At 38.7% G+C, this 23,107-nt stretch carries 30 protein-coding genes; 3 read left to right on the top strand and 27 right to left on the bottom strand.

Features of this window, described 5'->3' with window-relative positions; all coding sequences use genetic code 11:
- Positions 1–301: 301 nt before the first annotated feature.
- The 15 genes from NG792_RS08320 to NG792_RS08250 all read right to left on the bottom strand — a co-directional run bounded on the left by NG792_RS08320 (position 302) and on the right by NG792_RS08250 (position 12,058).
- Positions 302–2,488, bottom strand: coding sequence for a two-partner secretion domain-containing protein (locus NG792_RS08320; protein WP_261235147.1), 2,187 nt, complete (start codon positions 2,486–2,488; stop codon positions 302–304).
- Complete coding sequence (locus tag NG792_RS08315; protein WP_261235146.1) at positions 2,485–2,991, bottom strand: thermonuclease family protein; 507 nt, start codon at positions 2,989–2,991, stop codon at positions 2,485–2,487. Before NG792_RS08315 ends, NG792_RS08320 begins: the two co-directional genes overlap by 4 nt.
- 51 nt (positions 2,992–3,042) lie before the next feature.
- A complete protein-coding gene (locus tag NG792_RS08310) occupies positions 3,043–3,996 on the bottom strand; it encodes a phage Gp37/Gp68 family protein (RefSeq protein WP_261235145.1) in 954 nt (317 codons plus the stop codon).
- A 440-nt stretch (positions 3,997–4,436) separates the two neighbouring features.
- Positions 4,437–4,706: a hypothetical protein gene (locus NG792_RS08305; protein WP_261235144.1), complete on the bottom strand. Its 270-nt coding sequence runs from the start codon at positions 4,704–4,706 to the stop codon at positions 4,437–4,439.
- A 369-nt stretch (positions 4,707–5,075) separates the two neighbouring features.
- Positions 5,076–5,816 carry a hypothetical protein gene (locus NG792_RS08300; RefSeq protein WP_261235143.1) on the bottom strand — a complete coding sequence of 247 codons (741 nt, stop codon included), beginning with the start codon at positions 5,814–5,816 and terminating at the stop codon, positions 5,076–5,078.
- A 116-nt stretch (positions 5,817–5,932) separates the two neighbouring features.
- Positions 5,933–6,430, bottom strand: a complete 498-nt coding sequence (locus NG792_RS08295; protein WP_261235142.1) for a hypothetical protein — start codon at positions 6,428–6,430, stop codon at positions 5,933–5,935.
- Positions 6,431–6,509: 79 nt separating this feature from the next.
- Positions 6,510–6,815 (bottom strand): hypothetical protein, encoded by a 306-nt coding sequence (locus NG792_RS08290; RefSeq protein ID WP_261235141.1) that lies wholly within the window; start codon positions 6,813–6,815, stop codon positions 6,510–6,512.
- Between the two features lie 167 nt (positions 6,816–6,982).
- A complete protein-coding gene (locus NG792_RS08285; protein ID WP_261235140.1) occupies positions 6,983–7,366 on the bottom strand; it encodes a hypothetical protein in 384 nt (127 codons plus the stop codon).
- A 58-nt stretch (positions 7,367–7,424) separates the two neighbouring features.
- On the bottom strand, positions 7,425–7,910 hold the full coding sequence (locus tag NG792_RS08280) for an SLOG family protein (RefSeq protein ID WP_261235139.1): 486 nt from the start codon (positions 7,908–7,910) through the stop codon (positions 7,425–7,427).
- A 9-nt stretch (positions 7,911–7,919) separates the two neighbouring features.
- The gene (locus NG792_RS08275; RefSeq protein ID WP_261235138.1) at positions 7,920–8,120 is read right to left on the bottom strand and encodes a hypothetical protein; all 201 of its coding nucleotides are present in this window, start codon (positions 8,118–8,120) and stop codon (positions 7,920–7,922) included.
- A gap of 216 nt (positions 8,121–8,336) precedes the next feature.
- Positions 8,337–8,642, bottom strand: coding sequence for a hypothetical protein (locus NG792_RS08270; RefSeq protein WP_261235137.1), 306 nt, complete (start codon positions 8,640–8,642; stop codon positions 8,337–8,339).
- Between the two features lie 387 nt (positions 8,643–9,029).
- Positions 9,030–10,406 carry a phospholipase D-like domain-containing protein gene (locus tag NG792_RS08265; RefSeq protein ID WP_261235136.1) on the bottom strand — a complete coding sequence of 459 codons (1,377 nt, stop codon included), beginning with the start codon at positions 10,404–10,406 and terminating at the stop codon, positions 9,030–9,032.
- A gap of 71 nt (positions 10,407–10,477) precedes the next feature.
- On the bottom strand, positions 10,478–11,191 hold the full coding sequence (locus tag NG792_RS08260) for a ComF family protein (RefSeq protein ID WP_261235135.1): 714 nt from the start codon (positions 11,189–11,191) through the stop codon (positions 10,478–10,480).
- Between the two features lie 87 nt (positions 11,192–11,278).
- Positions 11,279–11,863, bottom strand: coding sequence for a pilus assembly FimT family protein (locus tag NG792_RS08255; protein WP_261235134.1), 585 nt, complete (start codon positions 11,861–11,863; stop codon positions 11,279–11,281).
- Positions 11,864–11,914: 51 nt separating this feature from the next.
- Positions 11,915–12,058 (bottom strand): hypothetical protein, encoded by a 144-nt coding sequence (locus tag NG792_RS08250; RefSeq protein WP_261235133.1) that lies wholly within the window; start codon positions 12,056–12,058, stop codon positions 11,915–11,917.
- A 288-nt stretch (positions 12,059–12,346) separates the two neighbouring features.
- Here NG792_RS08250 and NG792_RS08245 point away from each other — a divergent pair, with 288 nt between their 5' ends.
- Positions 12,347–12,652 (top strand): hypothetical protein, encoded by a 306-nt coding sequence (locus NG792_RS08245; RefSeq protein ID WP_261235132.1) that lies wholly within the window; start codon positions 12,347–12,349, stop codon positions 12,650–12,652.
- A 251-nt stretch (positions 12,653–12,903) separates the two neighbouring features.
- On the opposite strand, the gene NG792_RS08240 is transcribed toward NG792_RS08245, so the two are convergent.
- The 11 genes from NG792_RS08240 to NG792_RS08190 all read right to left on the bottom strand — a co-directional run bounded on the left by NG792_RS08240 (position 12,904) and on the right by NG792_RS08190 (position 21,353).
- On the bottom strand, positions 12,904–13,275 hold the full coding sequence (locus NG792_RS08240) for a hypothetical protein (protein ID WP_261235131.1): 372 nt from the start codon (positions 13,273–13,275) through the stop codon (positions 12,904–12,906).
- 732 nt (positions 13,276–14,007) lie between these two features.
- Positions 14,008–14,682: a Rha family transcriptional regulator gene (locus NG792_RS08235; RefSeq protein WP_261235130.1), complete on the bottom strand. Its 675-nt coding sequence runs from the start codon at positions 14,680–14,682 to the stop codon at positions 14,008–14,010.
- A gap of 653 nt (positions 14,683–15,335) precedes the next feature.
- Positions 15,336–15,632, bottom strand: coding sequence for a hypothetical protein (locus tag NG792_RS08230; protein ID WP_261235129.1), 297 nt, complete (start codon positions 15,630–15,632; stop codon positions 15,336–15,338).
- A gap of 406 nt (positions 15,633–16,038) precedes the next feature.
- Complete coding sequence (locus tag NG792_RS08225; RefSeq protein ID WP_261235128.1) at positions 16,039–16,503, bottom strand: RNase H family protein; 465 nt, start codon at positions 16,501–16,503, stop codon at positions 16,039–16,041.
- Positions 16,504–16,605: 102 nt separating this feature from the next.
- Positions 16,606–17,013 (bottom strand): hypothetical protein, encoded by a 408-nt coding sequence (locus NG792_RS08220; RefSeq protein ID WP_261235127.1) that lies wholly within the window; start codon positions 17,011–17,013, stop codon positions 16,606–16,608.
- Between the two features lie 98 nt (positions 17,014–17,111).
- Positions 17,112–17,480 carry a hypothetical protein gene (locus tag NG792_RS08215; RefSeq protein ID WP_261235126.1) on the bottom strand — a complete coding sequence of 123 codons (369 nt, stop codon included), beginning with the start codon at positions 17,478–17,480 and terminating at the stop codon, positions 17,112–17,114.
- An 81-nt stretch (positions 17,481–17,561) separates the two neighbouring features.
- Entirely contained in the window at positions 17,562–17,807 is a 246-nt protein-coding gene (locus NG792_RS08210; RefSeq protein ID WP_261235125.1) for a hypothetical protein, read from the bottom strand.
- Between the two features lie 422 nt (positions 17,808–18,229).
- The gene (locus NG792_RS08205) at positions 18,230–18,787 is read right to left on the bottom strand and encodes a hypothetical protein (RefSeq protein ID WP_261235124.1); all 558 of its coding nucleotides are present in this window, start codon (positions 18,785–18,787) and stop codon (positions 18,230–18,232) included.
- Positions 18,788–19,330: a hypothetical protein gene (locus NG792_RS08200; protein WP_261235123.1), complete on the bottom strand. Its 543-nt coding sequence runs from the start codon at positions 19,328–19,330 to the stop codon at positions 18,788–18,790.
- A 504-nt stretch (positions 19,331–19,834) separates the two neighbouring features.
- A complete protein-coding gene (locus tag NG792_RS08195) occupies positions 19,835–20,638 on the bottom strand; it encodes a BRO-N domain-containing protein (RefSeq protein ID WP_261235122.1) in 804 nt (267 codons plus the stop codon).
- 64 nt (positions 20,639–20,702) lie between these two features.
- Entirely contained in the window at positions 20,703–21,353 is a 651-nt protein-coding gene (locus NG792_RS08190) for a BRO family protein (protein WP_261235121.1), read from the bottom strand.
- Positions 21,354–21,692: 339 nt separating this feature from the next.
- Between NG792_RS08190 and NG792_RS08185 the strand changes: the two genes are divergently transcribed.
- Both NG792_RS08185 and NG792_RS08180 read left to right on the top strand, forming a co-directional pair.
- The gene (locus tag NG792_RS08185; RefSeq protein WP_261235120.1) at positions 21,693–22,550 is read left to right on the top strand and encodes a caspase family protein; all 858 of its coding nucleotides are present in this window, start codon (positions 21,693–21,695) and stop codon (positions 22,548–22,550) included.
- Positions 22,547–22,870, top strand: a complete 324-nt coding sequence (locus NG792_RS08180; RefSeq protein WP_261235119.1) for a hypothetical protein — start codon at positions 22,547–22,549, stop codon at positions 22,868–22,870. Before NG792_RS08185 ends, NG792_RS08180 begins: the two co-directional genes overlap by 4 nt.
- A 101-nt stretch (positions 22,871–22,971) precedes the next feature.
- On the opposite strand, the gene NG792_RS08175 is transcribed toward NG792_RS08180, so the two are convergent.
- On the bottom strand, positions 22,972–23,103 hold the full coding sequence (locus NG792_RS08175) for a hypothetical protein (protein ID WP_261235118.1): 132 nt from the start codon (positions 23,101–23,103) through the stop codon (positions 22,972–22,974).
- Positions 23,104–23,107 lie beyond the last annotated feature (4 nt).

Genomic DNA, 23,107 nt, shown 5'->3' with positions numbered 1-23,107 from the left:
TCTGAAGACCTAACTGAAGACCTAACTGAAGACCTTAAATCCATGTCCGATATAGATTCTGAAGACTCTGAAGACTAATTACTCTAAAACTTTCATCAGAAATTAAATGTATGTTAATTTAATGACCCGGACGGATATAGCAATCAAGTCAAAGTTTAAGGGTCTGTGGGGTTCAGAATCACTGAAAGCCATACCAGACAATGATTAAGGGTGTTCAGACAGGTGTTCAGACAGGTGTTCAGTGCAGTTTTGCCAGTTTTGAGGGGTCAATGGTAGCGATCGCCATTTGGTTCCACTGGCTTTAGATTAAACTTTGTATTGAGATTGCAAGATTACAAAGAGGAGTAAAGTGCTGTTCACCAAGTAGGACAACCTGACCATTCGCATTGAGAGACCAACCAACAGCTTCATCAAGTTGGGGAGTAAGTGGGGCAAGAGGACTGCGATGGTGAGGATTCAGAAATCGGAGAATAGCAACGGAACAACCCAAATTAAATTGAAGGGGTTGATAAGTTTCAAGAGAAGGAAAAATTGGCTGAGTCAATCCCGAAAATTCATTGAGAATAATGGACCCGGCAAACTGAGAACCTAATTCACTCGAAGCAATAATATCATTTTGAGGTGAGGGAATTGAACGAGGTTTAAATCCTAAAATAGCTTGAGAATTAATTGAAATTGTCCCTCCAAAACTCTGCTCAGAATTAGCGGTAATATTGCTGTTTTCAAGTCCGGTTAGAAGTTGAGAATTGATAAAAATATTTCCACCATTCCCAGCAGCCGATGCCGAAATATTAGATTGATTTAGAAAATTTAGATTGATTCCCGATAAATGAATATTCCCTCCATCTCCTTCTAAAGTTGAAGCTGAAATAATTCCTCGATTACTTTGAAGAGTTTGAGTATTAATCAAAATATTACCAGCATCTCCAATTCCATCACTACGAACAGTTATCTGACCCAAATCCAAATTTAAGGAGTGGGTTTGGAGAAAAATATTACCAGCATTACCAGTGGGTACAGATAAGTTAAGAAAAGAGGTGATAGGACTGGCAAAAATATCGGCAGTAGCACTGCTAATTTGTGCAGGAGGAAAACCCGATTCTTGTCCAGAAATAGAAAGATGATTGGCAAAAATGGAAATATCACCAGCATTACCACTTCCAAATGTTCCTGAATCAATTTGTCCAGAATTTAAAATCTTGACTGAATTGGCAATGATAGAAACTTGACCGGCATCTCCAGAGGAAAAACTACTCGTATTAATTAACGAATTAGTTAATCTTAAAGGACTAACTCCATTGACTTGGACAGAATCAGCATTTATATCAATTCGTCCACTATCCCCTGAACCAAAATTGACACTGGTGATAATTGCCCCATCAACTACATTTACTTGTTCAGCCCTGATATTGATATTGCCACTTGGTCCCTCAAAAGCTAATGCACTCAGATTTGAAACTGCCCGAATCCCCGTATCCGATTGTCCTGAGAGATAGATGCTGTCCCCATTGACATTGATATCAGCCCTCGACTCCAATCCATAATTGTTTGTTACAATCCCACCTGCTTGTTCCAGAATCAGATTTCCATTAATCTTGAGCAAATTTTGTTTCTTATAGGCATTGATTCCTATTCGGCTTCCCAGAAAATCCCTAATTCCTGTCATTCTTACATCGCCATTGACTGATATATTTGCATCCACACCTAAAATTAAGGAGCCATTGCTTCCATTAACATTTCCGTCTATCCTTATCGTTCCATTACTCTGTATCAATGATTGATTTTCCAGGAAAATACTACCAATAGCGGTTTGACTGGATTCTGCCGATAAATCCATACTATATTTAGTGTTTGCAATCAGATTTAAGTCACCGGCACTGAGAAGCCCTCCGTTAAAAAAGAAGTGGGGGGCAACCAATTTGATGCTCGTGCCAGTAAAATCAACTTCAGGCTGTACAGGTTGAAAGACTGGGTTGGTGATAACGATGCCATGCCCCGGACCGACAAACTGAATGGGTTGAGTGGCTCCAGATAAACCAATTGGTGCAGTGATAGTCAGCAATGGCGCTTCACTGGTATCGGTGCTGAAACTGCTGCCATCACTAAAATGGATACGATCGCCAGTGGTTCCATAGAAAGTACCACCGATATTGAGTTGGGCATTTTGACCGAAGATGATGCCGTTGGGGTTGAGCATCCATAGATTAGCTATGCCGTTTGTGCTAATGATGCCGTCTATCAGTGAGCGATCGCTGCCGGTTATTCGACTAAAAATATTCTGAATCTCTAACCCATTCTCAAATCTGACTGTTTTACCCTCTGTTACTGAGAATTGCTCAAAACTATGAAATAGGTTAGTTCCTGCTGTTATTCCTCCTGTAATTGTTGTTATATTTTCTTGATTTGTAACTGTGGTATTTAGTGTTGTATCTGATACTGGAATTTGAGCTAAATTCCCGATTAATAGGATTGACCATAAATTTCTCATCGTTTTAATCTTCTCCATTCCCAGGGCATGATAAAGTTTGGGTCTGCCCAAATTCCTTTTTTCTTTATTCTAGCTAAATATTGTCGTCTAATGATATGACAATATATGGTGATTTCATCTCGGGGAGATAAGTTTATATTTTGAGGAAATGGTAAATAGGCGGCTGATAATCCTGCTGCCGATATTAATCTTTGATAATTAGTTACTATTGCTTTTCTATTCCGATATAAATCTATTAAAGTTCTTCCATATATATCAAAACCCTTTTCAACATAAATCACACAATTTGAATTCTTTACATAATCAATTAAATAGGATTTTGCCAATTCTCCCCATTTCCATTGAGATTCATCATAAGGAGTTTTTACGAAATCATCAGCCCTTTTAGTTTCTGGGGTATCAATCCACCGAATTCTATAATAAATTGGTTGTTCATTTTCCCAGGAAACTAGAGTATCCCCATCTATCACAAAAGGTTTAGCTTTGAATACTTTAATAGCCATCACTCAGTTAAAAAAAATAGCCAAGACTGTAGAAGTCTTGACTAAATTATATCAAAATCTTGGGAATTGTTGAACTTTTAAATCATCAGGCCATTCATCAGGATTGCCACCTTTACGGTCATGAAGATTGACAGTATTGATACCAGGTAAATAATCTTCAGAACCTAAATAGGGTTTAGCTCCTAATTGTTTGACAAAACAAGCAATTTTAGCATCACTACATTGTCGAACAATAAACTGAATCCATTCAACTCGACATGGACGAGCATTAAAACCTGATTCGCCCCCGCAGATTATCCACCGAATTTTATCATTCCAGAGATTGTTCCCACATTCAGGGCAATCTACAAATTTGGCTGTACCACATTTGTAACCATGTTTTACTTGAAGTTTTCTCCCGTTTCCATGACAGTAGTTGCAGACCAAATGATTACCTAAATCAAGTTTGCCCAACAACGGTTCACAACTAAGAAACCGAATTTTGGCAGGAACCTGAATCAGATATGGAATCCGTTTATCAGCCATCTCCTGATTCTCAACACTGGTTCCCACCCAGACATTGTTTAAAGGCCAGTCAAAGTCCATGTTGTGAGACCATTCATAACCGGCTTCTTCGATTCGGTTTGGGGTTGATGAATCAGATAAATATTCCAGCATCCTTTCCGGTCGTTTGGTCAGAACTTGGAAAGTATGTTGATTGGCGATCGCCATGATAGCAAAGATTTTATCTATCCATTCTACTTTGACATTTTTGTGAAATATGTCAGACATTGAACAGACAAATATTCTCTTTGATTTTCTCCACTTCAATGGCTTAATTAATTGAGATTCAACAAATTCTACTGTTCCATCCCATGCTCCTACTTTCTGATATTGTTCAAACTGCTGCAACCTTGCCGATTTCGCTGCTTCAGAAGCATAGCAAAAACGGCATCCGGGGGAGACCCTTGAGCATCCGACCAGTGGATTTATTGTCTCGTCAGCCCAGCTTATCTTTGTACTCATGATAGTTCTCCTTAAATGATAGTAGAGCCACATATATTAATATATATATATATGGCTCTGAAGTTGAATTGAGGAAAGTTATTTTGACAGTTGATGAAGTTTGATACGATTAGATTTCAACAATTCGATTGACTGAGACTCCATCTGTTCCATCATCTTAATTTTGGAGGCTTTTTCCTCTCTACTCAACGAGTCATCTTTTATCATGTTTCGTTTGACTTTTTCAATATCTTCTATGACCTCTAGGAGGTATTTGATATTGATTTCGTGGCTTAGTTTTCTGCAAAAGAGCCATGATTTCCTAGAGTGAACGCCAATTAGAGACCAGAAGATTTCGTGACCTACTAAGTTATCGAGCTTAATTGAGACCCTGACAACGAATGCAAATGTCTCTCTAAGGAAGAGACAGAATTCCATCAATAGAAAGTGTTCTAATCTTCTCATGATACCGAATTTGATACAGAATTTGCTAGGGTTTCTTTTGCTAACTCAATTGGCATTTTGTACAAGTCAAAATATTGAGTGACTTGTCCTGTTGTCTGATTAATAAGTGGATTATAGCTCTTAACAATTAGAGCTAATTCGGGGGTTGAAGCTACCCATTCTCCAAGATGAACAAATTTCCTGAACGGTTTGTTTAGAGGTACAAAGTCAGGAATCTTACCCAATCGTTTTTGGCTTTCGAGAAATATTATTGCATTATCAAACATTATCAATTATCAGAATGAAACTGATTAAAAGACATCAAAAGACAAAGCGAAAGCAGAGAGTATTTTGACCCAAACTCAGAGATTGGCATGGACTATTTTCATGTTTTTGAACCAAATCTGTGATAAAGATTGGGAGGAATTCACTGATGAGATATGAATATTTTAACTCATAAACCTATCCCAAATCATTAAATTATTCATAAATTTGTTGAAAGATTTCGCACAAGTTATTGAAAAAACTGATGTGGTAGTAAAGAAAAAAAATAATCATCAGGAAAAGTTTCAGCAGTGATGTAAGAAAAAAATAAGACAGTGATGTAAGAAAAAAAAGACCCCAGTATTGCTACTGGAGTCTCAAATCAATCAGGATTATTTGGCTTTACCGGCCTTGAGTTTCTTGTCGTTTACCGGAGGTAATTCGGCAATTTCCCCAGAAGCAGACAAAAGATTAACATTAGCAGCATGATTCGCTTCCAATATGGGGTCAGAGCAAAACCCCATCCCCTGACATTGGGCATCATAAATCTCAGACGCGGCTTTCAGTGCTGCCTTCTCGAAATCATTCTCCGGTTCCCGGTAGGTCGTTTCTATGTAAAAGTATGGACCCCAGTCACCTACGGCTTGGACCATCTCGAAGATAAAGATTTTCCCGAAGAACAATCGTTTGATTTCTTCTGTTGCATATTCCTCAATGGGTTTCTCCATCCCAGAAGAAACCCAGGAATTGAATGCTTGTTGGGAGAATTCCTCAAAGATTCGGGCAATCTTATCTTTACTTTGGCGATGTAATAAGAAAGTGATTAGCTGAGAGCAGTTCTCCACTAACTCTGCTTTCACCTCGCCTTTGACTGGGAAGCCCCAGATTTCTTTGAACTCTTCTGATGTATAATGTGGCTCGAATGTCAGAATCTTGTCTGTGACATGACACAGAGCTAGTTCAATTACTTTGCCCCGAGTCAACCCTGACTCTTTTGCTTCTAAATGGCTCATGCCCTTTAATTGCGAATTAGAACAGAGAAATACTCCCCATTCTTTATGACAATTCCCCCTGTACCTTAATGGGACTTCAGGAATGCGAAATGCGAAATTATCTACTTTTATTACGTTCATGTTTCTGTTCCTGTTTCTGTTTCTGTTTCTGTTTTGGTTTTTGTTTCTGATAGCTTTTTTGTCATGGGAAAGCTAGAAAACCCCAGAGAATAAGCGAGAGCCAGAGGCGATTCCCCTTAAGATTGATAAACAATCAAATAAGGTTCTTGGTACATACCCTTATCCCGGCGATCGTTATACTTACTCTTGAGAGAAATGATGTAAGCGGTCTGTTTTAATTCTTCTTGTTTAGCTTGAAGAACTTCTATTTGAGACCTTAAAAATTCAATTTGCTCGGTAATCTGATTCAGTTCTTCTGAATTTTTCCGAATTTCTGCCAATTCAAATAATTGAATCTGTTGAGATAGTCTTTCTAGTTCTGGGTCATCTTTGTCGGTTGGGTATTTTTTCCGTGCACCCAGAACCAATTTTAACCCATTCCCTCTATACACCATTTTTCCTTTATTATTGAGACTGTTTCCAGTTTCTAAAATGGTTAGAGCTTCATTGATTGCTTTTGGCTCAATTTCCTTGAGCCAGTCCTGGGAATTTTGAATAGTTTTCTTGAGTTTAGCATATTCCTCAAGTGCTGACTCAATTTCCGGTAATTCATCTTTTCTGGGAATAATAATCATGGTAAACTCCTGTAAATGTGATGATGATGTGTTCGAGGCATCGTTTATTGGATGCCTCATTTCTTTTGATGAAAGATTATTAGACAGTTAAAGGTATTTCCATATCATCCACCTCTGGAATCTCCAACTCATCGGGATAAGGAATATGCTTCCGAAACTTTTCTTGATTGAACTTATTAATGAACCATTCTGGGTCTGACTCAATAGAGTCAACTATTGCTTTGAACCACTCAGATACAGCATATTCGACTGTTTCTGTTGGAACACACTGACATTCCATAATTCCCACTGCTTGTAATCTGGTGGCGATCGCCTTAATATCGATTGCTTGGTCTACCCACTTAGGAATTGATACAACCTTGACTTTCTCTACTATTCGTTGCATAATATGTTTTACGAAACATCCACACAACAAAGCGTAAGCAACCACTACAAAACAAGTCTGATTATGTTTAACTGCGTCTGTGTCTAACTGCGTCTAAATGCGTAATTTCCAGCTTATTATCTGAATCTCCTGATATATCACTCCTCCCATGCCCGGGAAGAGTTTTTTTATTTCTCTTTTTCTACATCACCAGCACCAGAATCTAATCCAGCACCAGAATCTAATCCAGAATCAATTTCAGAAGCAGAAGCAGAAGCAGAAGCAGAAGCAGAAGCAGAAGCAGAAGCAGAAGCAGAAACATTATTTGTTTCTGAGAAAGACAAAGTATTATCAGATAAGAGTTGAGAGAGAAAGTGAGTGGATTGAAGTTTGAGAAATTGGAGAAGGATAACACCAGTAGAAATATCCTTCAACTTATAAACTAGACCATCAACACTAAGAAGATAATGGTCAGATTCATTATCGGGAACACAACAATCAATTAAATTTTGTTGTTCGGCTTCTAAAGCAAGTTTGAGAATTCGGGTTTTCAGATGAGATTTGATAGGCATAGAACGTTCCTCCTTTGAGAAAGAGGGAAATAGTTGGATTGATTTCCCTCTGAAAAACTTAAAAGAGACTTAATTGGATTAAAACTGGCTCAATCAAATGTTTTTGTGGGTGAAAATTGATAATGGTTAAGTTTTTGCGTCGAGCCTGATTGACAGCATGAAATGTTCCTCCATGTTGTCTTCCATCCCAAACAGACAAACAAAGCTGGGAATTGTTTATCATCCATAAATTACGCTGGTTCAAACATCCAGTATAATATTTGTCCGCTAAGTAGATTTTATCAGGTGCTAAAGACAGGATATGATGATATTTCTGCTTTTGAGATTGAGACCAAAACTTGTCTTGGTCTCTACAAGGAACCACAGCAGTCCAGGGCAACTGCATCTTGCTCAGAATCTGAGCCGTTAACTGGTCAGTTCCTAATGCCATTCCAATATAAAAATGTTCTACTCCTTGTTTATTGGCGATCGCCACCAACTGTTCAATTCCCGGAGTTACTGATAAAGGAATCGTCCTATGTCCTGTGAAAAATGCTGATTTCATAATTGGCTCCTAAAATTCATCGGGAAATTGATTAGGAAATTGTGCGCTATCAGCATCAATTAATTCGGGTTCATCAGATTCTTTAATTAATTCAGCTTCATCTATTTCATCATCGGGGATATCTGGTTCGTATCCATATTCAGGATATGGAATTCCACAAAATTCTACCCATTGTCTTAAATAGAGCATAATCATAGGAATGAATAACATCAATAACAAGAAGCGACAGCCAAGGAAACAATTATTTTTGAAGATAATCAGTCAAACAGTCAGTCAAATTATCAGTCTTCGGAGTTCGGATGCAGTTCAGCACCTTGAACAGTTTCTCGTCATAATGCAGCCTAAAATCTGCGAATTTTTAGGTTAAGTATTTAAGACTTGTGGGCGGGTTTAGTCAAAAACTCGTTTGACGCGATTGCATTTCGATTAATCCCACGGTAAACCCAGAACTTTATCTAAGTCTTCATCTGTTAATGATTTGTCCTCAAATGACTCAATAGCTTCCAGTGGGTAATCATCAGGGTTAATATGTATGTGTAAAGCTAGTAAAATATTAAACCATTCGTCGTTCGCGCTTAAGGTCATGGGGGCAAAGTTCTCATGATTGTACAAACCGCTATCGAATACCTCTCGCGGAGTCATAACAAAAAGAGTAGTTTCTAATACTATATAGTCTTTTTCTTTTAGTGCAGATTGGAGTTGATTGGTTTCTAAGTGTGTGACAATATTCATCTGCTAGTTTCCTCCAAAGTAAAAAAAACACGAAAACTATGCGACCTTAAAGCACCCAATTACCGCTCTGGACATTGGCCGAAATCGCCCCATCATCTTGAACAGTTTCTCGCACTGTATTCCGGAGCAATTTTCACTTGTTGACCATGTTTCAGTTGACTGTTGTTTCCATCGCAATTTTCCCTTGACACTTGCTTTAGTTTTAGCAAAAGTCCAGAAAAACTCAAAGCTATTTAGATAAAATTAAGTAAAAAATATAAGGAATTACACAAGAATCCCGAACTAGACTACTTCATCAGAAAAAGCCAAAGTTAAAACTGAAGAAATTGGAAAAAAAGAGAGCCAAGGAAAAAAAGGAAGCCGGAATAATCCGACTTCCCAAATCAATTATTGACAACGTTTCAGTTTCTTATTGAGAGACGATTGCAGAGAATCGCTAATTCCATAAGAAGCATAATCAGAAAGTTGTTGCATTTCCCGGTCAAAATGTGCAGCAACTATGGGTGAATGAATAACTAATAAAGTTTCATCATTGCTCGAATTAGCAGCAGCAGACCAATTATGTGAACCAGTAATCACAGTTTGACCATCAACAACAGCAAATTTATGATGAAGGCGATCGCCATGTGGTAAATTCGCAACTCCAACTTGTGCAAGATTCGGTGCCCACAATTGATTATCATCAAATTTACACTTTTGATTGGGCAACTGCACACCCATCAGGTCCAAACCCTCACTATAATATCGATGAGCAAAACTTCGCTCAATCAAGGCTTGAACATTAACCCCAACTTTGGCACGTTCATGGAGAACATTGCTAATCTTCTGTTCACTGAATACAAACAATGCCATATCAACCGAAGTTTTGGCTCGACTTAAGATTTGACCAATACTTCCATTGACACTATGTTCATAAGGAACTCGCGCACCAGTTCCACCAAACTGAACTGCGACCGAACTGGTTCCTAAATTAATCCATTGTTTTGGACGAAATGTTTTCTTGACACCAAACACACTATCCGTTTTTCCTCCCGGACCATCACCCCACATCAGATTAAATTCTTGTTGAAACAACTTAGCCAATTGTTGATTCTGAACTTTGACTAAATTATTCGGATTTCCACGACTGTTTTCATAACGAAAATCTCCATGAATATCACTGGTCGTAAAATTGGCTGAAGTCACAACTACTTCCCGACCATCAACTACAACAAATTTATGGTGCATCAATCCGCTGCCTTTAGAACCATCTGCCGTATCGTCAATTACAGGCACTCCAGCATTTCTCACAATCACCAACGCATCATTTTCCGTAGGCTTTCCATCAATTAGATGAGCCAATTCTTCATAACGTTCTTTGCTGCGTTGATCGGAACCAGAGTTTAATTCACTAAAACTTTGATTGTAACTGTTTTCCAAAATGACTCGAACCCGAACACCCGCCTGATGTTTCTGAACTAAGGCTTTAGCAATCTTCGGTAATCGAAACTCTTGAACAGCAACATCAACTGAAACGGTGGCTGAATCAATACTATCCACAATCAACTGTTCCAAATCATCCCCAAGTCGAGTGATTTCACGATACGGTTCAGTATATTCTGCTGCACGATTTTGATTGAAATATACTTGAACATATTTGTCCTGCGGCAATGGTTCGTGCAATTGTACTTGACGTGATTTCTTCTCTGAACCAGAGCAACTGTTATAAACTAATGCCAAAACTGCAACAATCCCCACAACTGCAACTTTCTGAATAGATTTCATGACTGATTCTCCTGATAGATTGGTAAAAAAACTCAGGAAAACAATACGGTCTCCTGAGTCATCAACATCAACTATTTGTCCTTGACTTTGAATGCTTTATTTGTCGTTGCAACTGCTAAAACTCCATACACCGGAATTCCAGCCGATTCAAATACTCGAATTGCTTCACGAACTGTTGCCCCAGTCGTGAATACATCATCGACCAGCACAACTCCTGCTGTGGAATGATGACTAAATTTGCCGATTTTCATGCAACCGGCTATCTCCTTTTCTCGGTCTGCTGCACCGAATTGGTACAAAGGTTGAGTTGCTTTGACCCGAACTAATGCGTGACTTTCAAGCCGAGTTCCTCGGAATCCACCACAAATATCGTGGATTCCCCGAGTAATTAACTCGGCCTGGTTATAGCCGCGCTTCAGTTCCTTTTCCCGATTCATGGGAATTGGGACCAGAGTTAGATTTTGTTTGTAAATTGGTGAGGCTTCAAACGCCTCTCCCAGTTCATGACCAAGTGCGAGCGCGAGTTCTGGTTGATTCTTGTATTTCAGTGCTGCCACTGCACTTTTCATTGTGTCAGCATATTTGCCCAGAACGAAGATACGCTTACGAGACTTTTTATCAATCATGTAATGCTTGACAAATCGCAGACTATTGAGTTTTTGTTCACAATCTGAACAAATGATTTTGAAACCCTCACAACGACGACCACACACTGCACAACGTTGCGGCAAAGGAATTCCCTTCAAACCACGAACAAACATTGCAAGCTGAGTTTTGAACAACATGATGAATTTCTCCTGATAAATACACAACAAAAAAGTGCGATAAGATTTGACTCTTACCGCACTGATGAATGAAATGAATGAAATGAATTATTTACGACGACGAACATTACATTCTTTATTTCGGCGAATGTTGCTGCTTCCATCTACGTTGAATTGGAAGTAGCAACGACGTTCTGGTGTCCAACTGTGTTTAACGGTCACACGTCCGAGCGAACCATACGATGCTCCTAACCCGGCCCGAGTATCGGCAAATGATACCCGAAATATTGGATTTGACCCCGAACCTTTACCCATGATTCCAGCACGAGTTCGGAACGTTGAATTATCTTCATCAACTTGAACTCCACCACCGACATGAATCCAACTAGATTCTGATAAGGCTTCACAATTAGTTCCAGCAATCTGCTGAAACTTAATACCTTTGTCAGTATTGGCTATACAAACAGTTCGAGAAGTCTCTTCCCGAACATTATGACCATCGAACGCACTCCCAATCGCTCCCATGCGGGCTGCACCTGCGTGTAAGTGGATTTGAAGTATTGCGGTATTTACTCGGAATGTTCCGATAACCCGCATTAACGTCGGCAATAATACGGCACACAATATGCCAATGATGATTACTACACAGAGCAGTTCTGTCAATGTGTATCCAGATTCAGATTTCTTAGACATGATTATGATTCTCCAAAAAAAAACAACTTAATCAACAAAAACAACGAAAACTTAAACTAAATGCTGATGAAGACGGCGGAATTCCTCATAAGCTCTCAAATACTCAGTCTGAGCTTCCACCAGTGATTCATAACTGTGGGAATTTAACCATTCAGAGAATGTTGGAAATCGGGAGATTAATAAAATCAGGCTCATAATCAAATGAGTGTAAAATGGCGTGAGATTAATTCGGTTTGAGCTTGTTTCAAAGCGCATTAACCTCACCCATCCAAGCGATAGCCATGATGAATTTAGGATGAATTTGATTGCTAAAACTGATAAATGAATAGTTTGAGATGAAGTTCAGACAAACATATTCAAATCATGATAAAAAAGCTAATGCCGCCGTAGCACCATTGAGAAATAATTGACAACGTACTGGAAAGTTACGGCCATATTAATTACCTCGATATCAGCAATTACTCAAAATTTATTCAAAAACTTGTGACAAAAACTTGTGACAAAAACTTGTGCCGCCGTAGCGCCATGAACAAAAAACTCTCAATTAGATTCCCAATTCCTCCAACCACTCGGTTCTCCCCAGTCACCGGCGCTCGGTTCAATCCAATGGCGCTCGGTTCGGTTCAATCCAATGGCGCTCGGTTCAATCAACCAATTCATCATCCAGTCACAGCACGGCTTCCCCCTTCAACCAATGAATCCATCTGTTCAGTCACCGGCGATCGCTTCAACCAGTCGTGCAACCGCTTCATCAGTCACCGTGTGGTGAAATCGTCAAAAAATCGGTAATCCACAGTTAGGTCGTAGGCGATCGCCAAAATTCTTCACTCATACTTGGAGTATGGTCCGCTCAGGGCGCAAGGAAAAAAAAGAGCCGTTCCAAGTATGGTGCGCTCTCCTGTGCTGGGGAAAAAAAAGAGCCGTTCTCCAGAAGGACTGATAAAACAACTGATGAAATAACTGATAGCGCTACCTGCGCCCAGAAAAAAAAAGAGCCTAATCCCGAAGGACTAGACTCTATTTCAAGTTAAGACAATGGTTTAGTATGGAGGTTCAGGATATTCAAACTCGTCAGCAACTTCAGTATCGAATGGATTTGGAGCTTCCGTTTGAGCCGTTTCTTGAGAAGTCTGGGAGTTGTTGTACCCACGTTTGCGCTCATAATACTTTGAACGGTCCTCCAATAATTCTTCTTCAGAATATCCGAGTGATTTGATGAACTTTTGGACTCCTTTCAAGTCCATTTTGTGGATTTCGTGAGCCAACCATTCAGTCTCGAACGCTGGATAACCGGCAAATGCTTGTTGACCCTGCAACTTGTGCTGCGATTTGTACATCGTCCAGGCTAATAAGCGAATGGAATCAACAAGAGTGGAACGGACTTTATCGGCTTTAGAAGGAATGCAAATCATGATAGTTACCAAAAAACTAAATAAATTTCACACATCCCAAGCGATAGCGCTCTTTGTCCTGGGCTTCAGTTATCCAGACGTACACTGCATTCATCGGTAAGTCCAGCCCGGGCGTAGGCAAGAACGTAATGATGTGGCAATCGTAAATAATTATGGCACTCGTAAATCATCTGCCATCGTAATCATCTGTGGCGCTCGTAAATCATCTGTTGTGGCGAATGTACAATATTTATAGAAAACTGATGCAAAAACTTATAATGCCGTAGCATCCTCAAACTATGCGCCTGATAAACTCACATCCCGATTCAATTCATTTACTGGCGATCGTAATATCTCTCACAAATATCTACCACAAATCTACAATATTATCCACAATATTTGACATAAGCGGATTCGTCACCACGGCGCTCGTAACGGAACAAGGTGCTCGTAATATCATCCACACTGCGCTCGTAATATCTACAACATCAGCAGCGCTCATCACATCCAACAGTGCTCGGTCATAAAACGCTATCCAATCATTGACCGATGTTTGTAATATCCACAAGGCACTTGTAATATCATCCACACTGCGCTCGTAACATCATCCACATCAGAACATCCACATCAGGCGCTCGTACATATAGACGTACATAGATATGCGCTCGTATCGTAAACTGGCGCTCGTAACATTTACCACATCAGCAAAAAAAATCTAATCCCAAAGGATTAGATTAAGCCAAAAGTATTGGTTTATTCAATCAATGCTTTTTGTTCGATATCAAAATCAACTTTGTTGGCTGTGTCAACAAATTGTTTGATTTCGTTGTCAGGCAAATCGAACCATTCTCCTCTTATCCAATGATTCGAGTAATAATTCTGTATAACCGCCGCCAACTTAAATGGGTCTAGTGAAAACAATCGGTCTATAACCACTAATTCTACTGGACTATCTATTAGTAACGTAGTTAGTCGTTTAAATGGCTTATTACAAACTGCGATTTGACAACAATTAGTTTTTCGGGCTTGAATCAAATACACAAACCCGCCCAGTTTTTTAATTGTATTATCATCTCTCATCGCATCTATAAATTCTTTCAATGATTTGGATGCTTCACGAAGTTGATTTGCTTTAGCAAATTCTGATGAAATGAATGAATTTATCTCTACAAATCGACCATTTTTGTGACATTTGATAACAAATTTTGCTTCTCCTTCATCTAACAAAGCAAACTCTTCACATTGATTTCCTTTCTTCATCTCTTGCACTTCAAATTTTACTCGCCCAAATACTTGCTCTAATTGGTTTTTCTGCTTCTTTATGCCCTCTAACAGCTTCTTGTGTTTGATACCCAACTTTTCTGCAATGATTCTCGAATCTACGACCAATTTCCCTGTTTTGCTTGACCCTATTGTGTTATCTGACATACTTTTGTTCAGATTCTATTTGATAATTACCACTTCTCTAATATATGAAGCGTTCTTATATCTTACCTGATTTTCCTTAACCTTATCATAATCTTTCATTAAAATATTTTCTCGAACAATAAAAAATAATAGAAAAAACACAATAACCAAACAGGAACAAAAAATAATTAAAATGCTTCACTAATATGATTTATAAAAAACTGATACAATAACATAGGAAGAATGCACCTTTCAAAATTAAATTCATTGGTGTTCGTAACATTATCCGTAACAGCAATCGTAATATTTACCATAATTAACATTCATTATCCACCTCATTTACAGAAGCGGATACACTCATTTATCTGTGCTTGCAACATAATCTATATCATCCACATAAGTGGATACTCTTGTACATCCACATAAGCAACGTCCATACACTCGTACATATAGACGTACATAAACGTAATTGAGGTCGTAACATCATCCACACATGGATAATTTTAACTATCACTTCATCATTCTCTGTAACAATAACAAAATCAGAAACGTTTCCAGAAACAGAAACATCGGGAATCAGAAAAGAGAAAGTGTAGCGCCGTAGCGCGGAAAAAAAAAGAAGTTTGGGAAAAAAAGAGCCTAATCCCGGAGGACTAGACTCTATGTGAAGTTATTTAGTTAAGGTCAGATTGGTGGGAATTGTGTTCATATTTACGCTGATAATGTTGGGAACGTTGCTCCAACAATTCCTCTTCAGTGTAACCTAAGTCTTTGATGAATTTCTTCAGCGCTTTCAAATCCATCAGGTGAATCTCATGAGCTTTCCACTCACTTTCAAAGGCCGGGTAACCTTCGTAGGCTTGTTGACCTTGGAGTTTATTTGCGGACTTGTGCTGAGTCCAGGCAATTAGACGGATTGCATCAACTAGAGTGGAGCGAGTTTTGTCAGATTTAGATGGAATGACAATCATGAAATTAACCTCAAAATAAAATAAAAATCACACATTGTAAGCGATAGCGTTCTTTGATATCAGCCAATACTTCAACTGCATCCATCATTAACGATCGTAAATCATAGGGCATCAATCCATTCCTTAATCATCTGGTGCGGAATCATCACTCGCAAGCGTAAAATCTGCAATTCCCCCGTAGCATTATGATAAAAAAACTGTGTGCGCCGTAGCGTTATGATGAAAAAACTGTGTGCGCCGTAGCGTCAGGAAATTAAAAGTTTTACCCCAGTTGAAAAATCAAGAGGACCACAATGATATTCTGAGGCTATCGACAATCAATAACTTTGAGGCGATCGCCAATGAATGTATTCTATGCCGGTCGAAAAAAAAGAGCCTAATCCAGAAAGATTAGACTCAAATGAGTTTAGTGAATATATAAATCAACCCCAACTTTAAGCATTGCAGCTTGTTGAGCTAATTTATGTGCTGAAACGTTTTCTGGATGTCCTGAATGACCTTTAACCCATTTAATTTTGACTGACCGGGAATTGAGATAAACTTTATCAAACTCTACCCACAAATGTTGATATTTTTCTGGAGTTTGTCTGTACGGATTCTTAATGGTTTTCACAAAGTTGCGACAATCGGAATAAATAGTCACTTGATATCCCATTTTTACCGCTTGATGAACCCTCCGGTAACTCTCGATTATTGCTTTTAATTCAACATGATATGAATTTAAAAAGCAATGGGGATTGTTAGCAATGTGTCCACTTATCATTTTCGTGGGAAAACCCTCACTTTTTATGAGAACTCCCCAACCACCAAATGCTTTTTCAGTATCTGCGTGATAGCAACTGCCATCACAATAGACCTCGATTTGTTTCATGAGTAAAATCAGGTAAGGATGAAGTGATTGATGATGATTTATTTATGATGAAGTGATTTATGATGCAGTACCGTAGAGATAAATACTGCATCATACTTCCAACTAAAATTTAATTTGTTGGGCTAACCATTCAAGGCATCTTTTAGTCAATTCGGCGTGTTCTAAATCATCCAAATAAACTAAATCAATTTTTTCTCCATCCGCCACCTTAAGAGCGATAAACATTAGGTCACGGAATTCCCATTGTTGAGTTCGCATTAAGTCAATTTTGCCATTCAAATACTTTGGGAGATTAACTTTGATAGTTTCCCAAAGGTATAGTCTCCATTCTTGATTAGTTCGTTTCCCTCGCCAAAGAGGACTTCGGCTAAGGTAATCGTCGCCATGAGTCTTGTACAGACCCTGAGAAATATTATATCCACAGGCTCCATTACAGCCTCCAATCTGAAAATACATTTTCTCGCCATTGGAATATTCGGAATCGAAGAACTTCACTAATTTGATAGGCATAATTTACCTCAAAATCAAAAATTCACTCATTTGAAGCGATAGCGTTTAATGAATTAGTTCCGGGAAACATTATCAAAATATTTCCCAGAACTAAATGATTAGTTTACGAAAGCATAAACATTTTGGGCAGATAAACCTCTGATTTTCAATTCAAGAGGATATTTGGCTGTATCGCGAATTCGTTTGCTTGGTCGGGGTTCATCCTCACATTTGGCCGTATCGAAATCTACACCTTGTTCAATTGCCCATTGTTTAATTAATTCAGCTTGGTCATGATTCTGACAACCAATGTAAGTAACAAAGGCTTTGAATGGTTTTGTATCTTCAGATTCTTCCCAATTGAACTGGTTGGATTTTGTAACGCACACAGAAACGTTATCAGTCAAGGCAACAACTAAATAATTTCCATGTGGGGAAGATTCTAATATTTCCCCACGGATTCCATTGAAATTGATTGTTCTGTTCATGATATAATGTGGTCAAAACGACAACAGTTTAGGTAAATACCGGGTAAGTATGTGGCAGATGTTGGGTCTGCCACATTTTCATTAGACCTGGACAAATTGCCGAACAAAGTCAGGAACTTGCGGAACTTCTTGCGGTTCTTCCTCGTAACTATCTAACCAAATCCATTCAGAATTAGAATAGGTGACTGAACGAAGAAGATTATCTTCACAAGCAACAATCAAGGAATTGCCACAAACCTTAAATACTCGTTTGATTCGATGGTCCCAATCGAACAATTCATTGAGTTTGATTAGAAATTCAGAAACGGATAAATGATGAAAGTTCATGAGAAAAAGACAATAAACTTCACCAATTCAGGCGATAGCCCAGATTGAATAAACTCAACAATCAACTCAGCAATTTCAAGGGTCAATAATGTTCAGTTTGTGATTAGAGGCGCTCGTATCGTAATCAGGTGTTGTGCTTGTGGTGGTAACATCCACAAGTGTATAATCTAAAATTGTTATAAACTCGTAATCTATGGCGCGGGCGTGATAATCCATTGAAACGTAACATCATCGCCATAATTGACACTGGATGATAAGTTAAGCGTTATGGCGATCGCTTCTACTAAAAAACCACCCAACCAATAAAGGGACAGACAACAAAATTAACGAAAAAAACCCAACCAATAAAGGCGCAGGCAACCAAATCAACGCACGTCCCCAATAAAAAACCCAACCAATAGTAGGTTGGGTGATAATTACTTCTATGTTTTGCGTGGAATTAATTGATTCTTAGCTAATTGATTCCGATGTGGAATAAGTGGAAGTTTTGTTGTCGTTTTGGTGTGGGTATTCTTTGACCGGGTAGAAGGTTTAGGGATATTGTTGCAGAATTTGATGAGAGCATCGTAATTCATTGATGCTAATAAATCGAACACTTTAAATGTCCATCCTAATGAGGCGATCGCCTCAACAATTAATTGAGTTTCTGGTAATTCATATTTTCCCAAATTCCAATCCTGAATATATTTGAGAAACAATGGCATTGACTGACCCGGGAACCATTTCTTCCAAGCCACTGTTGTTGCCGATTTTGATTCAGTTTTTAGTATCTGTTCCACTTCCATCTTCGATTTCCATTGATTAACTATGGATGTTGGAAATCTGAAATCTATGATTGTTAGGCGATCGCCACTTTGTAAGAATTGTGGAATTGGATAATCATATTGCCATCCAATCAGTTTTCGGTTTGGATATTTATGATATGCCACCCATGCTGAAATTAGTCCAAACCCCCGTTGATGATAGATAATGTATTCCATTTACATCCATCCTTGAACACTGCGATTATATTGATTAAATTCTGCTGATTGCATTTTCGATTGTAAGTCTGATAAAGTAATTCCCAATAATTCGGCTAAATCTTCTTGCATAATTAAGGATTCTCCATCAATGACTTGGAATCTTACAATTTGCCCATTGAATTCAAAATGATTGTTCCCGGCTTCTCTAGCTGATTGAATCCTAGTATTAATTCTTTCTATCACTGACCGATACATTATTTGTTCTGCATACGGATTATCATTTTCACATTCGGTTTGTACAAACTCCACATAATCTGATACCGAAATACATAAAATTGATAATTTTGAGCCTATTATTGTGCATCGTTTTAGTTCTTTTCCTGATTTATTTACCCAATCCACTAAATGTTGGGGGTCTTTTTGTATCAGTTTGGCTGCTGATTTTATTTCAATGTGGTATTTGTTTTGAATACTTGCTACTGATATTCCCTTTCCTATTCGGAACAAGTCTATTGTTTCTAAACTGATATGGTATGTCTTTCTTCCAAATCCGCTAGACATTTTTCTATTGAGGTGAAGTGCTGATTTTATTTTAACATATCCCCCAAAAAATACTTGGCAATTATTAGGGTATTTTGATAAAATAATTAAATTTTGAGATAAAGCAAATGTCTGTACTTCTTTGACATTTTTTGGTTGATACGTCGGTAGATAAGTGATAACCCTAAGTCTGTTATTTACAAAGTTTTTGAAGCAAATAATGTTTGACTATTCAGATTGAGTATGCTAGAATAATTAATGATTCTGGATAAAACCCTAAACAGGGGAGGAGGGGAAAACCCGAATCAAAACCCGTGGTAACATCAGTATCTCCAAAAGTCCGTAATCCTCCTATACCTCGATTAAATTTGGGGTATTTTTTTTGATGAATATTGTAAAATAATGTGCTAAAATATTGATTGATAGATGCATGATTGGTTGTTGACCCACAACCAGTTAAACCTCTGAGAGTGGTTCTCAGGGGTTTTTTCGTAAAAACCGTTAATCTGATTTGGGAGTGGATTATTATGCAGATTGAGATATGGGTGAAGAAGTAAGTAAACGATTGATAGTGCCAGGGGGAAGTTCTAACAATTTTTCTAATGCGGGCAGTGAGGATTTATCTTTTTTACCAAGATATTTAGGTAATTTGTCTGATAAATACATCCGATTGAACCAATCTCGGAATTCGGGTAAGTATAAATTTTCATACGCACTGGCAGTAACAATTCGACCATCAGGGTAATGATGTCGATAAGATTGCCGAATTGTATCCGGGTTGATTCCCAGGCCGTGAAGATGATTCGACCAACATAGTCCAACCGAAATATCAGGATAAGCATTATCCGGCAATACATACCCATTGGCTTCTAGGTCCCTCACCAAATCGATGACTTCCCGGAAGATTGTGAAATGTCCCAACGGAGCCTTGTTCTTCGTCCCATCCAGCAATAATCTCTGATACCAGAAAGGGGCCATCGGTTTACCCGAGACACTGTAAAATCCTTCTTGGCGGATAGCGGGGAGCACTTCGGTGTGAATCCAACGATTCATGGCTTTTCCCAACTCAGTCCGGGACCGCGACACAAACATAGTAAGGGCAGGCTCAGATAAAAGCATCATCTCTTGATTGCCGCCCTTGGTTTGAAGGTGTTGGCTAGTTACAAACTCCTCGCCCAAATCCTCTACCAGTAAGGATTTTAGCGCGGTGACAGTTGTCGATGACCTGATTGCTGTCAATACATCCTTGGCAACAAACCACGGTTTCCCATTGATAATGACAATGCGGACTTGATTGGTATTGAAGTTGAAAATTGATAGATTAGTCATCGTATTCTCCAAAATTAGCTAGGGATTTACAGTGGGACTGAGGACTCCCAGCCCCCCGTTATTTTTACTCGGGCAAGTAAATCTGTTCTAGTTTGGTATCCAGTTCATTGGCGACTGCTGGGAACTCATGGATACAGTCATCTGGCAATTCAAACCATTCACCACGCATCCAATAGGCTGAATAATACTCGTGCAAAGATGTCTCTAATGCCACCATATCGAAGGTAAACACCCGATGAACTAGAGTAACCTCTAAAGGTGTCCCGGTCTGTAAAGAAGACATTCGTTTATAAGGCTGCTTACTCATACCGATTTTGCACCAACCGTTAGGAGTTTTAGCTAGGTAAATAAACCCCGAATTGTCTGCGTACTGTGGATTATCGGCGGTAAAGTTTATTAAATCAGCAGATTGTCGCATAGAGGATAACTTACTCGTTAGCCATTTACGGAAGGGTTTAGTTTGAGGTTTGCGGGAAGAGAACACCAAAGTGTACATCCCAGACTCCGAAACAATTGTAGTATCTTGTTCCCGACCAATAGCGTCGGTTATACCTACGGTATCCTTCTCGTCGTCATCTAACCGAGTCAGTGCGTCACGGGAGTTTTTGATTTCCAGCACTTCACACAAATCCTTAGCGACGAACCAAGGTTTCCCATCAATGATAACGATGCGGACTTGGTTGTTGTGGAAGTTGAAAATTGATAAATTAGTCATGGTATTCTCTGAGATTAGTTAGGGGTTTACTTAGGGGCTGACCTTATCCGACGCCCCAAATTGGTCTACTTCATTGGCGATCGCTATCCACTCACGAACGCACTCTTCTGTTCACTCAAACCATTCCTGGCGGTAAGCGCAGCACGAAGCTTGCATAGCTAATACTTGCCTGTGTCCGGAGAGCTTGGTGCCTCTGATTGTTTTTCCGTTCCCTGATTTGATAAAATTAGACAATGACTTCTATTTGGGTTTGGGTTTTACACAGCCAGGATTACCTCCTGGCTTTTTCCCCAATTAATGCACACCTGAATATTCCCTGTTTCTATTCTATTAAATCTCTTGTTCTTTTATTACTCTTTTCGACAAATCTTATCCATCTTTTTTAACCCTGATTATCTCAATCACTCAATCACTATCACAAAAACAAAAACAAAAACAAAAACAGAATCAATAACAGAAACAGAAACAAGTGTAAGAAAGAGAGGAGAGGAAAAGATGAGAGGATGGAATGTAGGAAAGATAGGGAAATCAATACATATAGGAGTAAATGAATCATCCATAAATAGCAGACCATTGAAATATTGTGAAGACGATGCTTTGGCAATGGCAAGGATAGCTTATAGTCAAGGATGGTCACCAACACCATTATTTGGTCAAGAAGCTAAATATGAAACGGTTAAAAAGTTAATAAAATCAGCAGCAGAAGAATTGGAAGGCGGAGATATATTTTGGTTGAGTTTCAGTGGTCATGGATGTAAGGTGTTGGATAATTTAGGGAATGAATTTGATGGATATGATGAATCATTGGTGTTACAGGATAAACTACTCATCGATGATGAATTACATGAGTGGTGGTCATTATTCAAACCCGGAGTAAGAATTTTAGTAATCTTAGATTGTTGTCATAGTGGAGGATTCGATGTACCAGAACCTAAAACAAAATCATGTCCAGTGATAGAAGCATCAGGAATTTTATTAGCATCTTGTGCATATTCACAAGTTTCTCGCTTAGGTAATGGTTATGGAGCCTTCACTGAGAAATTATTACAAATATGGAATGGGGGTAAATTTCAAGGAAATTATTCATCGATGCTAGATGCGGCGGCAAAGAAACTTATCCCCCGACAAAGACCCCAATATGTTAAATTTGGAGTAAATGATGAACAATTCAATGACTTGGAGGTATTTAAAATATGAGTAAAACATTAAGTGATTACCGAAATGAATATGGAGAAGAATTTAGAGCAGGATATCAAACATTGGCAGGTGGAGGACCAAATAATACAACAGCCCGAGTATGGAGAATCTTAAGTAGAGAAGATATTAGGGACTCATCAGGGAAACGAATTCCTTGGGTAGTTGCTGAAGGAGCTTCAACGGAATTAGAAGCATGGGAATTATTTGAGAAAAATCTAGCGGCACTGAAAACTCCCTTTGAATTTGATAATCCAGGTGATGAATTGGACCCAAACTTTGTCTGGGAGTCCAATCCCTTAGAAGGTTTCCCTCCACAATAAACCAGCCGATGCAAGTCACCTACCCACAAAGCATTTCACAAACACACTGACCGCACCAGGTATTGCCCGAGTGCGGTCATAGTGATGCAAGTCAAGTTTGGTCATGCAAGTTTCATGATTTTTGCTCGTACTTGACAATAAATACTGTCATAGCCATCATCATCAATTTGGGGCATTTGTTTTAGCGCCCTTTTTATGGCATTAATCTCCAAAGCACTCAGTTCAATTTTCATTCAC

Origin of the sequence: Laspinema olomoucense D3b, from assembly GCF_025370785.1 — a bacterium.
GTDB lineage: Bacteria > Cyanobacteriota > Cyanobacteriia > Cyanobacteriales > Laspinemataceae > Laspinema > Laspinema olomoucense.
This window is presented reverse-complemented; position numbering and strand designations above follow the sequence as displayed.